Below are 19,239 nucleotides of genomic sequence, written 5' to 3'. Positions count from 1 at the left end.
CCCCTATATATTAATGAGTTCCTTCTATTACTTCTATATTATTCTTTGTAAAAACTTCCTTTATTTCTTCTAATATATTTGCTTTGCATTTTACTACACATACACCTAAATGTAGTCTTTCTACTTCAAATTCTTTTAGTTTTTTACTGATATTTTCTATATTTTCTTTAGTATTTTTAGAACATATATCACAGGTAAAAAAAGAAACTAATTCTGTACTTATATTTTTATACTCTTCAAAATGCTTTTCCTTATTATTATAAGCTTTAAAACATCCCATTGTTGTACAAATACCATTGATTTTTTCACATACACCTATTGCTATTTTCATAATTCCTCCTAATTTTAAAAATAAAAAAACAATCCTATTTAAATTAATAAAGGATTGCTTATAGAAAATACATTTTTCCTATTCTAATCTACCTCCTTCATCTTCCGTAAAGTATAGTAATAAAAAATAGGCAGGTATTCTGACTCAAGGATCTACATTTTTTCAGCCTTCCCAGTTTCCTAGTGGCATATTTGAAAAAACTTCTCTTTTACAGCGGCGGGACCGTGTGGGACTTTCACCCAACTTCCCTTTTAATCTAAAATTAGAACCTATTTTTTTTATTTAATTGTCGACTCAATTCTACTAAAAAGTTGAATTGTTGTCAAGATTTATGAGTATAATAGGAAATCAGTCTATTTCTTTTCCTCTTGTTTATTTAATAGTTTCAATCCACAAAGGCATATTCCAACTACTATAAAAAACAAGAATAGAATTCTATTATAAAACCACACATGATCAGCAAATCCCATAACCATTAGTCCACCTATACCAGATATACAAGCTATTAATATATTATTAATGGAATCATCTTTTTTATTAAATATCAACACCATAGATTTCTTAAATAATCTAAATATTAATAATATAAATGATCCTAAAGCCAATATTCCAGCTTCTAACCAAAGTTGTAAATAAAGATTATGAGTATGAGCTACAGTCTTTAATGCAAAGGATTTATATCTTTTATATATAGTATTAAATACTTGATTTCCTAGACCTACACCACCAAGCCAATAATTTTTCAACATAGGTATAGCAGGTTCTAAAATTTGTTTTCTATACTTTATAGATGAATCGTTTGGGTTAAATATTGTTAGTATTCTTCTATAAATAGATTGAGGTAATATTGGGATACATAGTATTCCAATTAAAATCATAAAAGGCAGAAGCTTTTTATTTTTAAAGAATACAAATATAAACATTGCAAATGCAAAGGATACCCAAGCAGATCTAGAGCCTGTTTTCAAAAGTATTACAACAATAGGTAAAGATATACATAGGATAAATGCTTTTTTCCACCAAGATTTTGAGTTAAAAAATACAGTCCCTAAAAACGGCATAGTAAGAACCAACAATTCTCCATATATATTAGGATTTCCCATAGTTGAAAATACTCTACCAGACATACTTTGATTAACTGTCAAATCAGTTAAAGAAGGATTAACCTCTATACCAACTACTTTCCATTGCCATATACCATATAGTACTGTAAGAAAAGTTCCCATAAGAAGTAATTCAATAAGCCTATTTAATTCATCTGTTGAATCAATAGAACTAATAATTATAATCACTGTAATAAATGAGATTAAATAATAAATAAAGTAATTTATACTTTCCCTAGGAAATAAAGATGTTACAGTTGCTAAAGTTATTGTAGCAAAAAACAGCACTAAGCTAAAATCTAAATGAAAAATATCTATGGATTTAGCAGGTTCAATTATAATCTTTATAATAAATAATATAAGAAGAATTAAAGTAAATAAAACTCCATAAATATTGTACCATCTATGGTCTGGTATTATAAAAGTAAAGATTAAAGTTAGTCCTATGACTATTTCAAACCTACTTATTAAAAATTTAATAAACTTAAATATATAACTATAGGAAAAAGCTTCTTCATATTTTAAATAAAATTTCCTAAAGAAGATAATTGGTCCATTTAAGCATTTGTCTAGAACTCTATAGATAAAACTATTTCGCCAAATAGTATCTAAATAATCAGGTCTTTTTAAGTAGTTCCAAATCTTGCTATAAGATAGGTAATATTGTATCTTTTTAACAAAGGAGATGGACAGTCCATATATTAAAGAATCTTTAAACTTATTTTTTACAAACATTAACAACTTATATATATATCCAATAATTAAGCTGTTATTTATAAGGTATTCCATTTTCATCACCTTCCAATGGCTATTCAACTTTTTTAATTTCAGCTATTCTTCCATTTTGTAACATTGAGTTACCTGCATATATAGTAAGGGTTTGACCTATATAATAAATAGATTTATCAATAGTTACACCATTTTTACCTATAATTCCATCAGCTTCCATAGTTATATACAATGAAGCATATCCTTCTTTAGTAGAAGGTACATAATTTCCATCTACATCTCTAGACCAAGATATGGACTGGTCTACAACTTTATCTGAAACTTTGCCGAAATTAGCATTTTGAATTGATTCTCTCACAGAATCACCAATTTCTATTGAAGTTGCAGCAGATTCAGGTATTTCTTCAACAAAATAAGAAATTTCAATCTTATCTGATTTAGCCACAAATGGAGTATTTACCTGTGCTTTTTTAAATTTATTGCCCACTGCAGCAATTCCAACTACAAGAACAAATATAATAATCCCATCTATAATGGTGAATTTTCTTTTTGGTTTTAAATTATTTTTACTCATGAAAACTACCTCCTATATTTTATCTGCACTATGAATTTTCCCATAGAATATTGAGTTACCAGCTCTTAGGGTGATGGTTTGTCCAATATAATAAGTAGAACCACCAAGGTTTATTCCATTAGGTCCTAAAGTACCATCAGCTTCCATACTTATATATATAGATGAATAACCTTCTCTGGGAGAGGAAAATTGCTTGCCTTCCACAGTTGAATCCCAAGATACAGATTCGCCTATCTTAATATCTGTAACAGTACCAAAACTAACATTTTGTAAAGCTTCAGAAGCAGGGTCTCCTATATGAACATTATCTGAGGAGAAATTATTTACTTCCTCTTGATAAAATACAACTTCAACTTTATTTTTACTTATAATAGATCCTTGATTATTAGATATAAATCCAAGTTTAAATAATACTAAAGCTCCAAGAAATAACCCTATTAATATAAACAAAACATCTATAATGCTAATTTTTCCAAAGATTCTTCCCTTATTGTCAATTATCATATCTTGTCTCCTTTCATTTGTTATTTGTATTTAAACTTAACTATATAGATTATAAGTTTCTTCCATAGTATTATCAAGATTAAAGTTATTACTTAAAAAATTCAATCCATTTTTACTATAGATTTTTATTAAACTTTTATTAGATAAAAACTTCAATATAGATTCTGCTAATTTATCTTTATCGCCATAAGGAATCAATGTGCCAAAATCACAACTTGGAGTTATGATTTCCCTTGAACCTCCACTATCTGTAGATATAACAGGCAGTCCAGAAGCCAAAGCTTCCAATATGGAGATACCAAAAGCTTCAGATTTAGAATGGGATATAAATAAGTCACAGGCTCTTAAAATATGATTTATATCATTTCTATGTCCAGTAAATATTATATCGTTATTAATATCTAAATTCTGGGCCAATTCCATAGTTTTATTTAATAAATTTCCATCACCTACAAGAACAAACTTAAATTTCAAATCAGAAATTTCTTTGGATTCAATAATATTTTTCATAGCAGCAATAGAATTTAGTAGAAATTCATGACCTTTTTCCTCTGAAAATCTTGCAACAGAGGCTATTAGAATGTTATCTTTATCTATATTAAATTCATTTCTAAATTCCAAGTTTTTTTCACTAGACCAACTATCTAAATCTATTCCAGTATAAATCAATTGAATTTTATTAGGTGAAATACCTTCATCCATAAGAAGTTCTTCTACAGCTTTACTTACAGCTATAACTTTATAGTTAAATTTTGTCATAAATCTATTAGAATATACAACTGATTTACTATTTTTTATAAGCATATGGCGAGTATTAATAAGTTTTACATTATTTCCTAAGACTTTAGAAATAATACTTATATAATTTTCTCTTAAAAAATGAGTATGAATTACATCAATTGATTTATCAGCACATATTTTTTTTAACTGTTTAGCAGCCTTAAAATCATAAGGGCTATTCATAGATAATTTAATGGTTTCTATACCTAAATTTTTAAATAGATTTAGACTAGGACCTTCTTCTGAATAGACTAAAAAGAATTTACATCTATTGTTATGTAATTTTTTGGCTAGGGAATAGATATAGCTTTCTGTACCACCACCTCCTGTAATATTAATTAAATGCAGTACATTTATCATGTTCTCAATCCTTCCATAAAAGATAAATAATTATTCTTATAATATTATAGCATTGGATATGACTTTTTAAAATGCAGATATTGAAAAGAACTGTAAAATTTAATAGTTTTATGATAAACTTTAAATTGTATGGGATTAAAGAAAATAAAAAGAAGGAGGGTAAAATGATATACAGATTGAAAAAACTATTTAAAATAAACGTAAGTTTTGGAAACAATAGGTTAAAAAATGTTCTGATTTTCTTAATGTTTCTAGGTGCAATATTTGTAAAGACATTCTATTTTCAATTCACTACTAAATTAAATCGTATACCATATTTTAAATTTGAAAATACCATGATGTTGATTGCTAATTTAGGAATGTGTATAATTCTTTTATCTATTGTGATGTTAATTTCCAATAAGAAAAAGTCTTTAGGACTATTGATTTTCAATTTGATTTTTAGCTTTATATTATTTTCAGATACAGTATATTATAGATATTATTATAGTGCCCTTAGTGTAACATCTATATATCAAATAGGATTTGTAGGTTCTTTAGGAGATAGTATATGGAGTTTAGTAAAAATTAAAGACTTAGTATATATATTAGATTTTCCAGTAATCGTATTTATATTATTTTTATTGAATAGAATATTTAAAGAAAGTATTTTTCATAGGAATAATAGAGAATCATTTTTAAAAAGAGTATTTAAAACTTTGGTTATATCAATGGTAGGAGTACTATTAATATTTATATCATTAAAAAATGCAGATACTTCAACGTTCTCTTATGATAATAATCATATTATAAAACATGGTGGTATAGCATATTATCATTATTATGATATAAAGGAATTTACTAAAAATACTATTTTTAGAAATCGAAAAATGAACCATAAAGAGATAGAGGAGCTTACCAACCATTTTAATAACAAAGAAATACAGGGTACAAATTATAAAGGTATATCTCAAGGAAAAAATCTTATAATACTTCAAGTAGAGGCATTACAAGAGTTTGTAATAAATGCAAAGACCCCATCTGGAGAAGAAATAACACCTAATTTGAACCGTCTAATAAACGAAAGCATATATTTTGATAATATATATTATCAAACAGGAGGGGGGAATACTTCTGATGCAGAATTATTGTCTAATGCCTCTGTTTATCCTGCTAAAGAAGGAAGTGCTTATTTTCTATATCCAACTAATACCTATGATTCCATAGGAAATATTTTAAGGGAAAAGGGATATGGAACTTATGCTTCCCATGCAAACAATCCAACATTTTGGAATAGAGCTATAATGTATAATGCACTGGGGTTTGATGAGTTTTTTAGCAATCAAAAATTTGAAATAAACGAATACATTGGATGGGGATTAGGAGATAAATCCTTTTATAAGCAGACCTTAGATAAAATAAATAAAAAAGAGCCTTTTTATAGCTTTATGATTTCTTTGTCCAGCCATTATCCATTTAATTTTAAGTACTTTGAGGAATATAAATTTGATGTGGGAAAATATGAAGGGACATTTTTAGGATATTATTTGAAGGCTGCTAACTATGCAGATGATGCCATAGGGGATTTAATGGACTATCTAAAGGAGCAAGGGATTTATGATAATACTTTAATAGTCATATATGGAGACCATCAAGCAGTTCCAAAGGATAAGGCAGAGGAACTTATGGAATTTACAGGTCATGACTATTCTGAGGCTCAATGGACAGAACTTCAAAAAGTTCCGTTACTGATTCATGACAGCAGTATAACAGAACATCAGACAATTAGTAAAATAGGAGGACAAATAGATATTCTTCCTACAATTGCAAATCTTATGGATTTTGATGTGCCTCATGCTTTAGGGAAAGATTTAATAAATACAAGTGAGGGATATGCAGTTTTAAGAAATAGCAATGTAATAACTAATGAGTTCATATATATAAGTGCAGAGAATAAAGTATATAATAAAGAGAATGGAGAAGAAATGGATATTGATTTATATGAAGAAAAAATAAAAGAACTTCAGAATCATCTATATATTTCTGACTTAATCTTAAAAAGAGATGCTTTAAAAAATATAACAGAGTAGGGAATCCCTACTCTGTTGCATAATTATCGAAATAACCTTGGATTAAGACTATAGGTGTGCCTTTATCTCCACTGCCACTAGTTAAGTCACAAAGACTGCCTAGTAAATCTGTTAATCTTCTTGGAGTTGTACCTAAAGCTTCTGCCTGTGTGGTCATATTATTATCTTTACTATTGATTTTATTTTTTACTGCTGCTATTACATCATTACCACGTAAATCATCTAACTCAGTATCAACTAAATATTTTAGCTTTAATTCATTTGGAGTACCCTCTAGACCTTTAGTATATCCAGGTGAAACCACAGGGTCAGCTAATTCCCAAATCTTTCCTACAGGGTCTTTAAATGCTCCATCACCATAAATCATAACTTCTACAGTTTTCCCTGTCTTTTCCTTAATTTTCTTTTGAACTTTTTCTACAAAGTTTTGTGAATCTCTTGGAAACAGCTTTAATTCATTTTCAGATGCAAGGTTTGAACCGAGAATACCATATTCATCATTGTAACCAGAATTATCAATAGGTGAACTAAGAATATCATCTAGACCATATACCATATTTGCCCCAGCTTCTTTAAGAATTCTCTTAGTTCTATGTCTATCATGAATATTTGCTACTAATATATCTTTAGTATAATCTAAAATAGTCACTGGATTATTGGAAAATATTATTTCTATATTTTCTTTACCGATTTCTTTATACATATTTACATAGTCTACTCCAGTAAAAGGATGAACTACCTTTTCACCAAATAATCTTCTATAATCTTCTTCAGTTAATACATCTGTATAAGGATTGATTTTTAATTCATCCATTTTATCTATATCCATTAAATGATTTCCAACTTCATCTGCTGGATAGGATAGAAGTAATACAACTTTTCTTCCACTTTCAATTATTCCCTTTAACACAATTGAAAATCTGTTCCTGCTCAAAATAGGAAAGATTAGCCCAATAGTGGCAGGAAATTTATTTTTTACATCTATGCCTATGGCTTCAGCAGTAGCATAATTACCTTGAGCTCTAGCTAATAAAGATTCAGTAATTCCTAAAACATCCCTATCACAGATATTAAAGTTCTCAGCCTCAGAAGCTTCTAATAAAGAATCAACAACTATGTTAACTAGGTCGTCACCTTCCTTTACAATAGGAGTTCTAATCCCCCTTGATGTAGTTCCTACGGTTCTTACCATTATAATTCCTCCTAAAATAACAAATTAAACACCCTATATATTATACCACCAATAAATCAAATTAAAAGGTTAGATTGAATTAATTTTTGGAACAATGAATAATTCTCTTTTCTGTCACAATCATATCTACAGGAAGATCGTATTGATCTGTTGGCACTTTATCAACAACTTGCAAATCAAACCCTATGGCAATTTTAGGTGTAGGATTTAATAATTTTGATAGGAATCTATCATAATATCCACCACCATAACCAACTCTATAACCATCTTTGGCAAAAGCCACGCCAGGTACTAAGATTAAGTCTATAGTATTAGGGTCCACAACTCTTGTAAATTCTTTTTTAGGAACTTCTATATTATAATCTCCCACTTCTAATTCAGAAAGACTATAGACATCTGATACTAAAAGTTCTCTTGTTTTAGGAATAGTAATTGGTACAACAATACTTTTGCCATCTTTTATAATTTGTTCTATTAATGGATGAGTTTCAACTTCGTCTCCATTACTGACAAAACACATAATTCTTTTAGCATTTTTATAATTATCCATCTCATAAATTTTATTTGCAATAATATTGCTGTATTCTACTATATCTTCCCTTGATAATTCTGACCTTTTTTTCAACATTTCTTTTCTTAAAGTTTTTTTATCCAAAAAAATCACCTCTTAAGGTTTATTTATCTCACAAAGTATATTATAATATACAATTAAGGGAAAGTAAAAATGGATTGCAAAAATAATGAAAATTAACAGAATTCTACTTAAAGTTACATATAGTATATGACAACAGATGAGGTGAAATGGTTGATAAAGTTTGAAAATGTAAGCAAAGAATATAATAATAATGTTAGAGCACTTACAAATGTTAGTTTAGATATACGCAAGGGAGAGTTTGTATTCTTAGTAGGTTCATCAGGGGCAGGTAAGTCCACTATAATTAAACTTCTTTTAAAAGAAGAAGAGCCTACAGAGGGAAAGATAATTTTGAATGATATGGATATTACAAAGGTACGAAATAGAAGAATACCATATATAAGAAGAAATATAGGAGTAGTATTTCAAGATTTTAGACTTCTGCCAAATAAGACAGTATATGAAAATGTAGCATTTGCCATGGAAATAATAGGAGTTCATCCTAAAGAAATAAGAAGAAATGTACCTATGGTTCTTAGTATGGTAGATTTAAGCAGAAAGGCCTCTAGTTTTCCAGACCAATTATCTGGTGGAGAAAGACAGAGAGTCTCTATTGCTAGAGCCATAGTAAACAGTCCTCCTGTACTGATTGCAGACGAGCCTACAGGAAATTTAGACCCAGAAACTGCATGGGAGATAATGAGAGCTTTATCTGAAATCAATGGAAGAGGAACTACAGTTCTTATGGCGACTCATGCCAAAGATATAGTAAATCATATGAAAAAGAGAGTAATTGAAATCAATGAAGGAAAGATAGTAAGAGATGAGCAGAAAGGTGGATACGGCGATGGGATTTCGAGTATTTAAAAATATACTAAAACAAGGATTCCAAGGTATGTGGAGAAATCGTAGTATGGGTTTGGCATCTATTGGGTCCATATCGGCTGTACTTATGATATTAGGAGTAGTTATAATATTGGTTCTTAGTATAAACAATGTAGCAATGGAGATAAAGACTAAGTTTGATGAGATACAAGTATTTTTGAAGGATGATTTAACAGCTGAAGATATAGATAAGATACAGGAAACCATAGAGGAAGATGATAGAGTTTTATCAGTGGTTTTTCAATCAAAGGGTCAAGGTTTAGAAATCATGAAAAAAGATTGGGAAGAAGATAGTTATTTATTAGAAGGTCTTGAAGAAGATAATCCACTTCAAGATTCATATATAATTCAGTTAAAGGATATAAAAGATGCAGACGATGTAGTTAAAAAACTAGATACCATAGAAGGAATAGAGTATATAAATTACTATAAAGATATAATAGACAAGCTTTTAGTATTTGCTAACTATATAAGATTTGGAGGTATAGTTGTAATAGGAATATTAGTATTAGTATCAGTGTTTATTATTTCCAATACAATAAAAATTACAGTAACTTCAAGGAAAAGAGAAGTAAATATAATGAAATATGTAGGTGCTACTAATGGATACATAAGAGGACCATTTATTATAGAAGGAATATTATTTGGACTCATTGGATCAGTATTATCTATATTCATAATAAACTATGGATATGATTACTTCTTTAAGTCAGTAAGTGATAAACTATATGTTTTATTTACAGTATGGCTAGTGCCACCTACTTTACTAATGAAGGATATAACAATTATGTTTTCAGCCATAGGTGTTGGAATCGGTGCATTGGGAAGTATAGTATCTTTAAAACGTTTTTTAAATGTATAGGGGGAGAAAGAGTATGAAGAAAAACAGGAGAAAAATATATTTGATTCTAGCCTTAATATTTACATTTAATTTCATTCAAGTTTCAGCGGCAGATAACATTAAGGATTTGGAAAAGCAACAAAAAGATTTACTTAAGCAGATTCAGCAAAATAAAAATCAAATAAAGACAGCAGAAAACCAATCAAAGGACGTATCCAAGCAAATCGAGGATTTAGATAAGAAAATGGATGTTGCCAGTACTGAACTTGATAAAGTAGAAAAAGAACTTGGAACTTTAAAAACAAACATAGAAAAGACAACTGTTGAACTGGAAACAGCAGAAGAAAATATTAATGAAAAACAAGAAGTATTTAATAAAAGAATGAGAGTAATGTATAGAAATGGAAATGTAGGTTATTTAGAGGTCCTACTATCATCATCAAGTATAAAGGACTTTTTATCTAGAAGAAATATGATAAAATCCATAGCAAAATATGATACAGAATTAATTCAATATATGAGAGATCAAAGGGATATAATAGATACGAAGAAAACGGAATTGGAAATGCAGAAGAAATCCATTGAGTTATCGAAAACAAAACTAGAAGATAGAAGAAGAAATTTAGCAAATGCCAGTAGGGAAAAAGAAAATTTAATGAGAGATTTACAAAAGAATATAAAGGATTTAGAAAAAGAAGAAGATAAGCTAATTGAATTTGCAAAGGAGATTGAATCAAAGATATTAAAGTTGCAGAGAAACACAGGACCATATAGTGGAGAGGGTAAGATGCAGTGGCCTGTACCAGTATATAAAAGAATAAGTTCTACTTATGGATATAGAATACATCCAGTTTATAAGACTAAGAAACTACATACAGGAGTAGATATAGCAGCCAATACTGGAGAGAGAGTTGTTGCGGCAGAAAAAGGAACTGTAATTTATTCAGGCAATTTAGGAGGTTACGGTAAAACCATAATGATAGACCATGGTGGAGGTATAGTTACACTTTATGGACATAATTCATCTTTAGTAGTTTCTGAAGGTCAGCAAGTAAAACGAGGGGATACTATAGCAAAGATTGGAAGTACAGGAGTGTCTACTGGACCACATTGTCACTTTGAAGTAAGAAAAAATGGTGCATATGTAGATCCTATGCCTTGGCTAAAGTAAAAATAATTAATATAAGAAAAGAGGTGTTTAATAACTGATTTATCAGTTATTAAACACCTCTTTTCTATGTGAAAGTTAACAACTAAGTTGTGTAAGTTGCAGAAATCTTTTGTAGATACACTACCATTTATTTTATCTTTGAGAGAGTTGAGTTTTGGTAATTAGAAGTTTATTTCTTATATATGTAAATCTATATCTAAAAATTTCTTACATTTGTATCATAAGTATCGAGGGTAAAGGTAGGAGTAGCTAATGATATAGCATCTACTAATTTATTAAGTGCCATATGACTGGATTAGATTTAAGGATAACAAAAACAAGCAGTTCGACAAAATCTACGTTTTCACAGTATTTGTCGAACGAAATAAGTAGATTTTACTATTACCATATGTTAAAGTTTATACTAAATAAACTTATAGGTTTACTAAGTAATTCCAAATTTCATTGCTTAAGATATATAAATCTTGTATAGGTTAAAATAAGCTTGTTTATCTATAAACTTGAAGTTAAGTTTAGTCAGTTACTGAAATTACAAGATAAATCAAGTGCGAAGTTTGAGTTAATTACTTATTTGCTAATGTTACTATAGTAGCATCGAGTATTAATAATAAAGCTAGAGAGGAGGATAAGGGCAAAATATTTTTGGAGTAATCTTCAGTATTGATGTAATTAGTAAGAGTATACTAACTTAATTATGAGGAGGTATGTTATGAAAACGTTATTTAAAAAAGCAATTAAATTTTCGTTTATAGGGGGGAGTTATTCAATGTATAATTTTAAAAGAAGTACTAGCTTTATTTTAGTGTGTATTATCTTACTTAGTAATTCATTTATCTCACATGCAAGTAGTGAAAAAATAGAAAGTCACAATACTCAAAGGATATTAAAAATTATCGAGGATAATAACATGGAGATTGTTGAAGATGCCCATAATATACCAGAAGATACTATAGTTTTCGATACTGTAGAAGAATTTGAAGAGTTTATTGAAAATTTCAACAAGCTAAAGGAAGAAGTAAAGATAACAATTGAAGATAATAATATTTTAACAGAATCTTATAACCAAGAATTGAATTATACATTATATAATGTTCGTGAACAAACTGCTAGTGTTACAATTGAACTGCCTTTCCCACAACCAAATCTTATACATAGAGTATGGTTTGATCATTATAGTAGTGGTTCTTTTTATGCATGTGAGAGATATAATGATGGGGAACTATACTTATCTGGATTCGCTCCTGCTACTACATTGAGCAGACCAAGTTCAGATGGATCCGTACGAAATGGAACACTTTTTGTAACTGGTAGAGGAACTTTAGATACTAACCTTCTAGTAGGAGGCCTATTAACAGTAAAGAAGGATCCTTTTAGAACGAGTTTTAGAGTAGAGCCTAATTTGAAAGTAACAGATCCTAGAATAGTTTGGGAAAAGTAACAAGTCCTAGAATAATTTGGGAATAATTTATAATAAATATATCGATTCCTTATTTAGATATCATTTTTCTAGATAAGGAATCGATAAAATGTAATACATATTAAAATTGTAGCAATCTTAAAGGTGGGGTTGATTATGAGTGGATTAGAGGCTAAAATTGTAGCTAATGTTCCATTTGGAACGATTTTAGCAAGTTATATATCACTGATTTTACAGATAATAATAATTGTAATTTTAATTAAAGTATTAAAAAAATAATATAAAGGATGTTAGTACATAGATATTTCAGATACAATATGATACATGACTTTGATCGTTAGTAGATATAATGATAGAATAAAAAACTGGAGAATATAAATATAATATATTTTTGAAAAGGAATAGTGTGGTAAAATACTTTAGTAATATTATTGGAGTTAAAAAAAGATTAGAGAATGGGTCTATGGAAATACAGCTAGGATTTTATATTATAATCTTAGCTGTATTTTTTAATCTTTGTAATAGATTAAATTGAATGGTATAATCTTAATATAAAATAAATACAATAATTGTATAACCTAAAAATATGGGAGTGAGAAAATGTCTAAGAAGAAAGTCATAACTTTAATTGTAGTTCTTTTACTTATTACAAACATAATGACCTTTGGCTTAACAAACTTAATGAGTGTAAGTTTCAATAACAAGGCATATATTCCTTTGGCAGAATACAAACAGCTTAAATCTGTTTATAATGAATTTTCCAAAGTAATAGCAGTAGAAAACTATGTAAAACAAAATTATTTAAGAGATGTAGATACAAAGAAAATGATAGATGGACAATTAAAGGGAATGCTCCAATCTTTAGAAGATCCATATTCTAATTATATGACCAAAGATGAATTCGCATCTTTTTTGCAACAGACAAGTGGAACCTATGCAGGAATTGGAGTAGTAGTTACACCAGGAGAAGACAATATAATTACTGTAGTATCTCCCATAGAAGGTACTCCCGGAGAAAAAGCAGGAATTAAAAGTGGAGATAAAATACTAAAGGTAGATGGTATAGAATTTCCAGCAGATAAAATGGATGAAGCAGTTAAGGTAATGAAAGGTGATCCAAATACAAATGTGGTTTTAACACTTCTTAGAACTGATAAGGAAAGTAAAAACCAAATATTTGATTTAGAAATTACTAGGGAAATTATAAGATTAGTTACTGTGAAATCCAATATAATTGATGATAATATAGGATACATAAATATTACATCTTTTGATGATTTAACATATAAAGACTTTAAAGCTGAATTAGATAAACTAGGCAGAAAAAATATTGAAGGTTTAATCATTGATTTAAGAAATAATCCTGGAGGGTTATTAGACAGATGTGTTCAAATTGCAGATGAGTTACTGGGAGAAGGAGTTGTAGTATATACTCAAACTAAAGATGGCAAAAAGACTTATGAAAATTCAGGAAAATCAATGGTTGATTATCCTTTAGTATTACTTGTAAATGGTGGCTCAGCATCGGCATCAGAGATTCTTGCAGGTGCAATTAAAGACCATAAGAGAGGCACATTAATAGGAACTACTACCTTTGGTAAAGGAGTTGTTCAAAGAATAAAGGACTTAGATGATGGGTCAGGATTAAAACTAACAATTTCAGAGTATTTCACACCAAATGGAGTAAATATTCACGGTATAGGTATTGAACCGGATATAATAGTGGAATTACCTGAAGGAGTAGAAGACATAGGAGTAGAAAACTTAAAGGAGGATACTCAGCTTAAAAAAGCCATAGAAGAAATAAAAACTAAAATTAAATAGTCTTTTAAGAAGGAGAATTAAAGTATGTATGGATTATATCAGATTGTATATTTTACAATAATAGACATTTTAAATACTTTTAAATCTCCTTTTTTTATTATAGTCCTAGGTATTATATATATTCAATATATAAAAATAGGAAAAATAGAAAAGGAGAATATAGGCTATAAAAGATCAGCTATGTTAAAGCTAATTACATCAACTGTATTTGGTGTTTTAGGTGGAATAATTACTACAGTAATATTTCTTTACTTGGGAGTAGTTGCGATTCCAACAGATTATATGTATATACTAGTGGTTTCAATACTTTTATCTCTTATAAACCCTAGATATATGTGTTTTTCCTATGGAGGAGCTGTAGTATCTTTATGTAGTTTAATTATAGGGTATCCTAAAATCGAAATTCCTCAAGTAATGTCAGTAGTGGCAGTACTACATATAGTGGAAAGTATATTAATACTTTTAGATGGTGGAAGAAATAGACTTCCAATTTTCCTTGAGACAGGAGAAGAAATAGTTGGTGGGTTTAATATGAATAGATTTTGGCCTATACCATTTGTAATATTTATAGGAGATGGTTTGATTCAACCTATTACCCTTATGGCGATTTTAAGTTATGGTGATTATTCTATATCCTCATATCCAAAAAAGAAAGTAATGAAAACCTCTATGGTATTGTTTTTATATAGTACGATATTATTATATATGTCGAGAAACACTTTAAATCTTTTCTTACCTCCTTTATTTGCATTATTAGGTCATGAATATATAATATTACAAAATAAAATAATAGAAGAAAAGAAAACACCTGTCTTTACCCATTTAGATAAAGGAGTAAGAGTGCTTGATGTTCTTCCAGATAGTATAGGTACTAAATTAGGTATAAACACTGGTGATATATTACTTAAAATAAATGGAGTTGAAATAAATAGCAATAAGGATATGGAGGATTTTACAAAGATAAAATCTAAAAGGCTGAAAATTGAAATTTTTAATATGAAATCTGGATTATCTACAAAAAAGTACTATGGAAAAATAAAACCCTTGGGACTAATAATAGTCCCTAGGGATTTTTAGTTTAGTTTAGATAAATTTATGGAATAAATTACTTCAGATTTATTATTTTCAAAGGGCAATATAGCATTTAAGTAAATAATATTACCACTTTCATTGTAATAGATTGTGTCATTAATTACATTAGCAATATCCTCAGTAGAGCTGTTTTCTATGGAATATGATCCTAAAGTATAATTGGTATTAGGATTTTTTATTACATATACTATTTTTTCATTTGGAAATACTTCATAGCTTAAAATATTTTTATTGAGCCTATTACTGACTTTCTCTTTTTCTATATCATAAATTGATAATAAATTTTTATCTTTTTTCTCATCCTTTTGTAGATAGGCAATGGTATTGTCATTGATAAACTTTGCATTAAAACCATTATCTATAAACTCAAATTTTTTCCAATCTGTAGTGATGGATATTTGATTGTTAAATTCATCTTTGTTTTTTTCAAGTACTAGAAATTTATTATTTATAATATTAAATCCATTAATAGATTTATTTAATTCACCTACTAATTCTATTTCATTATTTTCTACATTATAATTATTTATTATAGATTTTCCTTTATTACTCTCAATTATAAATAGATTATTATTGCTCTTCCAAGCCATAAAGGATGGATTAAAGTCTTCTTCAAAACTTACTTTATACGCTTTTTTATCATCTTTCGCAATTATATATAGTTCTGAAGTAGTATCGTTTAACTCTATAAGTGAGATAAAGTCTAAGTTAGGGCTAAATTCTGCAGCTAATATTTTAGAGTTTGAGGAATATATCATATTGGATTCGTCTTTTGCAACATTGTATATCCATAGCTGTTCACTAGTATTATCAGTTTCTTGGTTTACTACAGATTTTTTATATAAGAGATAATTATTTTCTTTAAATTCTATAATATGTCCTTCATCTAAAGGTGATGCTATAAAAGATTTTTCTGATTTTATAATTTCGCCAGTATTAGCGTCGACTTGAGCAAATAGATTTACTAAAGAACTTTTAGAATCTTCTTTATCAAATACACTATTGTAGGATATATCCCATATAATATCATCGTTGGATTTAATTAAGTTAATATCAGGAGATCCTTTTGTTGATACCTTTAGATAAGAATGAATTTTATTTAAGACATCATTGCTGCTTATTTTTACATTTATGGGATCAAAGTCATCATATACTATATTAAACTTTAAATCCTTAATATCTTTTAGTTTAGATTTTTTAAGTTCCAAACTGATTTGAGGAACTGACAGAGACGAACTTTCTTTATTAGAAATACCACTAACATGAATGTTGATTTCTCCACCTTTCCTAATGACTTTATTTACATTGACACCTGAATATTCAGCTAATCCCAAAGAAGCTAATAATCTTAACTTATTATTATTGGTTATGATTTCAACTACAGGTTCCATAGACTGGAAGCTCTTTGAGAATGTAATTTGTTTTATTTCATATGGAATTTGTTCTTCCTCTAAAATCACACTACTATCTAAGGTACTCAAACTCTTTTTCTTGGAGCTGCATCCAAAGATGAATAATGCAATAAGTACTATAAATAGTATTAATACCTTTCGCTTCATATAACTACCTCCTTATCCATAGTTTACTATATTAATCTTCTTTCTTCAATATACTTTTTTGTGATAAGATTATTTAGAGTATTGCCAAATATTTAGGACTATAGGAATATTAAGACATTATATTTTTATATTAGGCTTTGACAATTTTATATAATATTATATAATATTATATATCTTGAACAAATGTTCAAATAAAGAGGTGTGGATATGAATAAATTTAAAATTGAATCAAATTATAGACCTACTGGCGACCAGCCTAAGGCCATAGATAAGCTAGTAGCAGGAATAAACGATAATCTTACTCATCAGGTTCTATTAGGTGTTACAGGTTCGGGGAAAACCTTTACTATGGCAAATATAATTGAGAAGGTTCAAAAACCAACTTTAGTAATAGCTCACAATAAAACATTAGCCTATCAATTAGCTTCAGAATTTAAAGAGTTTTTCCCAAACAACGCAGTAGAATACTTTGTTAGTTATTATGATTATTACCAACCAGAAGCTTATGTTCCACAATCAGATACCTATATAGAAAAAGACGCATCTATAAACGATGAAATAGATAAATTACGACATTCAGCAACAGCAGCATTATTTGAGAGAAAAGATGTAATCATAGTTGCATCTGTATCATGTATATATGGTTTAGGAGACCCTATAGATTATGAAAATCTTGTAGTATCTTTAAGACCAGGAATGGTTAGAGATCGAGATGATATAATGAGGAAGTTAATAGATATTCAATATATAAGAAACGATATTAACTTCATAAGGGGAACTTTTAGAGTCAGAGGAGATATACTAGAAATATTTCCAGCATCCTCTAGTGAAAATACCATTAGAGTTGAATTCTTTGGAGATGAAATAGATAGAATCGTAGAAGTAAATCATTTAACTGGAGAGGTCATTGGGTATCGTTCCCATATTTCCATATTTCCAGCATCTCACTATGCTACAACTGAGGAGAAAGTTAAAGGAGCAATAAAGACCATAGAAGAAGAATTAGACCATAGATTAAAAGAATTAAGGGATAAGGAGAAGTTGTTAGAAGCTCAAAGATTAGAGCAGAGAACTAGATATGATTTGGAAATGTTAGAAGAAATGGGGTTTTGCCAAGGAATAGAAAACTATTCCAGACATTTAAGTAATAGACCAGCAGGTTCCAGACCCTTTACTTTAATAGATTATTTTCCAGAGGACTTTTTAATAATAATAGATGAGTCCCATGTTACAGTACCACAAATAAGGGGTATGTACGAAGGGGATAAATCTAGGAAAACAAATTTAGTTGAGTATGGTTTTAGACTTCCATCAGCGCTAGACAATAGACCACTTAAATTTAACGAATTTGAATCTATGGTAAATCAGATTTTATATGTATCGGCAACACCAGGTCCATATGAACTTCTTCATACTGAAAACACAGTAGAGCAGATAATACGTCCTACAGGATTATTGGATCCAGTTATAGAAGTAAGACCTACAGAACATCAAATAGATGATTTAGTAAATGAAATTAGAAAAGTAGTAGATAGGGAAGAAAGAGTATTAGTCACAACTTTGACTAAGAAAATGGCAGAAGATTTAACTAGCTATTTTAAAGATATTGGGATAAAAGTTACTTATCTTCATTCAGATGTGGAAACCATAGAAAGAATGGAAATCATTAGGGACTTAAGATTAGGAAAATATGATGTGCTAATAGGTATAAATCTATTAAGAGAAGGTTTGGATTTGCCAGAGGTTTCCTTAGTTGCCATATTAGATGCAGATAAAGAAGGTTTTCTAAGGTCGGAAACATCTTTAATCCAAACTACAGGAAGAGCTGCAAGAAATATAGATGGAAAAGTAATTATGTATGGAGATACCATAACTAGGTCCATGGAAAAGACCATATCTGAAACCAATAGAAGAAGAGAAATTCAAAGCCAACATAATGAAGAGCATAATATAACACCTAGAAGTATTAAAAAGGATATACGACAAATCATAGAAGCTACAATAGTAGCAGAGGATGAAGTCAAATATGAAGAGACTTTCTCAAAAGATGAAGTCCAAGGAACTATAGAGGGATTAGAATCTGCCATGTTAAAAGCTGCAGAAGAATTAGATTTTGAAAAAGCAGCAGAGTTAAGGGATAAAATGATAGAACTAAAGAAGAAGTTATAATGAGG

Annotated in this window: 17 protein-coding genes and 1 riboswitch; of the genes, 9 read left to right on the top strand and 8 right to left on the bottom strand. The window is 28.9% G+C overall.

The features are described from left to right. Positions 1-10 precede the first annotated feature (10 nt). The 5 genes from KQI41_RS13490 to KQI41_RS13470 all read right to left on the bottom strand — a co-directional run bounded on the left by KQI41_RS13490 (position 11) and on the right by KQI41_RS13470 (position 4,381). Entirely contained in the window at positions 11-331 is a 321-nt protein-coding gene (locus KQI41_RS13490; RefSeq protein ID WP_154439369.1) for a CGGC domain-containing protein, read from the bottom strand. Positions 332-443: 112 nt separating this feature from the next. Then, positions 444-619, bottom strand: a riboswitch (cobalamin riboswitch). Between the two features lie 65 nt (positions 620-684). Further along, positions 685-2,223, bottom strand: coding sequence for an O-antigen ligase family protein (locus KQI41_RS13485; RefSeq protein WP_216585477.1), 1,539 nt, complete (start codon positions 2,221-2,223; stop codon positions 685-687). 19 nt (positions 2,224-2,242) lie between these two features. Continuing rightward, positions 2,243-2,737, bottom strand: coding sequence for a DUF4330 domain-containing protein (locus KQI41_RS13480; RefSeq protein WP_154439367.1), 495 nt, complete (start codon positions 2,735-2,737; stop codon positions 2,243-2,245). Positions 2,738-2,749: 12 nt separating this feature from the next. After that, positions 2,750-3,241, bottom strand: coding sequence for a DUF4330 domain-containing protein (locus tag KQI41_RS13475; RefSeq protein ID WP_216585476.1), 492 nt, complete (start codon positions 3,239-3,241; stop codon positions 2,750-2,752). A gap of 36 nt (positions 3,242-3,277) precedes the next feature. Further along, positions 3,278-4,381, bottom strand: a complete 1,104-nt coding sequence (locus tag KQI41_RS13470) for a glycosyltransferase (protein WP_216585475.1) — start codon at positions 4,379-4,381, stop codon at positions 3,278-3,280. A 164-nt stretch (positions 4,382-4,545) separates the two neighbouring features. On the opposite strand from KQI41_RS13470, the gene KQI41_RS13465 reads away from it, so the two are divergent. Then, a complete protein-coding gene (locus tag KQI41_RS13465; protein ID WP_216585474.1) occupies positions 4,546-6,450 on the top strand; it encodes an LTA synthase family protein in 1,905 nt (634 codons plus the stop codon). A gap of 7 nt (positions 6,451-6,457) precedes the next feature. Here KQI41_RS13465 and KQI41_RS13460 read toward each other — a convergent pair whose 3' ends face one another. After that, positions 6,458-7,642: a coenzyme F420-0:L-glutamate ligase gene (locus KQI41_RS13460; protein WP_154439363.1), complete on the bottom strand. Its 1,185-nt coding sequence runs from the start codon at positions 7,640-7,642 to the stop codon at positions 6,458-6,460. Between the two features lie 79 nt (positions 7,643-7,721). Then, the gene (locus KQI41_RS13455; protein ID WP_154439362.1) at positions 7,722-8,297 is read right to left on the bottom strand and encodes a 5-formyltetrahydrofolate cyclo-ligase; all 576 of its coding nucleotides are present in this window, start codon (positions 8,295-8,297) and stop codon (positions 7,722-7,724) included. 150 nt (positions 8,298-8,447) lie between these two features. Here KQI41_RS13455 and ftsE point away from each other — a divergent pair, with 150 nt between their 5' ends. From ftsE to KQI41_RS13425, 7 genes are all read left to right on the top strand, one after another. Further along, entirely contained in the window at positions 8,448-9,143 is a 696-nt protein-coding gene (gene ftsE / locus KQI41_RS13450) for a cell division ATP-binding protein FtsE (protein ID WP_154439361.1), read from the top strand. Further along, on the top strand, positions 9,124-10,023 hold the full coding sequence (gene ftsX, locus KQI41_RS13445; protein WP_154439360.1) for a permease-like cell division protein FtsX: 900 nt from the start codon (positions 9,124-9,126) through the stop codon (positions 10,021-10,023). Before ftsE ends, ftsX begins: the two co-directional genes overlap by 20 nt. Before the next feature lie 13 nt (positions 10,024-10,036). Then, on the top strand, positions 10,037-11,173 hold the full coding sequence (locus KQI41_RS13440) for a murein hydrolase activator EnvC family protein (protein ID WP_229768499.1): 1,137 nt from the start codon (positions 10,037-10,039) through the stop codon (positions 11,171-11,173). Positions 11,174-11,882: 709 nt separating this feature from the next. Further along, a complete protein-coding gene (locus tag KQI41_RS13435; RefSeq protein WP_216585473.1) occupies positions 11,883-12,611 on the top strand; it encodes a hypothetical protein in 729 nt (242 codons plus the stop codon). A gap of 135 nt (positions 12,612-12,746) precedes the next feature. Beyond that, positions 12,747-12,869 (top strand): hypothetical protein, encoded by a 123-nt coding sequence (locus KQI41_RS19170; RefSeq protein ID WP_268233509.1) that lies wholly within the window; start codon positions 12,747-12,749, stop codon positions 12,867-12,869. Positions 12,870-13,190: 321 nt separating this feature from the next. Further along, positions 13,191-14,414, top strand: a complete 1,224-nt coding sequence (locus KQI41_RS13430; RefSeq protein WP_154439357.1) for a S41 family peptidase — start codon at positions 13,191-13,193, stop codon at positions 14,412-14,414. Between the two features lie 24 nt (positions 14,415-14,438). Further along, positions 14,439-15,491 (top strand): PDZ domain-containing protein, encoded by a 1,053-nt coding sequence (locus KQI41_RS13425; protein ID WP_154439356.1) that lies wholly within the window; start codon positions 14,439-14,441, stop codon positions 15,489-15,491. Here KQI41_RS13425 and KQI41_RS13420 read toward each other — a convergent pair. After that, a complete protein-coding gene (locus tag KQI41_RS13420; RefSeq protein WP_216585472.1) occupies positions 15,488-17,065 on the bottom strand; it encodes a DPP IV N-terminal domain-containing protein in 1,578 nt (525 codons plus the stop codon). The genes KQI41_RS13425 and KQI41_RS13420 overlap by 4 nt on opposite strands. Positions 17,066-17,272: 207 nt before the next feature. Between KQI41_RS13420 and uvrB the strand changes: the two genes are divergently transcribed. Next, complete coding sequence (uvrB, locus tag KQI41_RS13415; RefSeq protein ID WP_216585471.1) at positions 17,273-19,234, top strand: excinuclease ABC subunit UvrB; 1,962 nt, start codon at positions 17,273-17,275, stop codon at positions 19,232-19,234. The last annotated feature ends 5 nt before the right edge of the window (positions 19,235-19,239 follow it).

The sequence above is a fragment of the Tissierella pigra genome (assembly GCF_018917845.1).
Classification (GTDB): domain Bacteria; phylum Bacillota; class Clostridia; order Tissierellales; family Tissierellaceae; genus Tissierella; species Tissierella pigra.
Note: the sequence above shows the minus strand (reverse complement) of the source record. Positions and strands in the feature narration are given on the sequence as shown.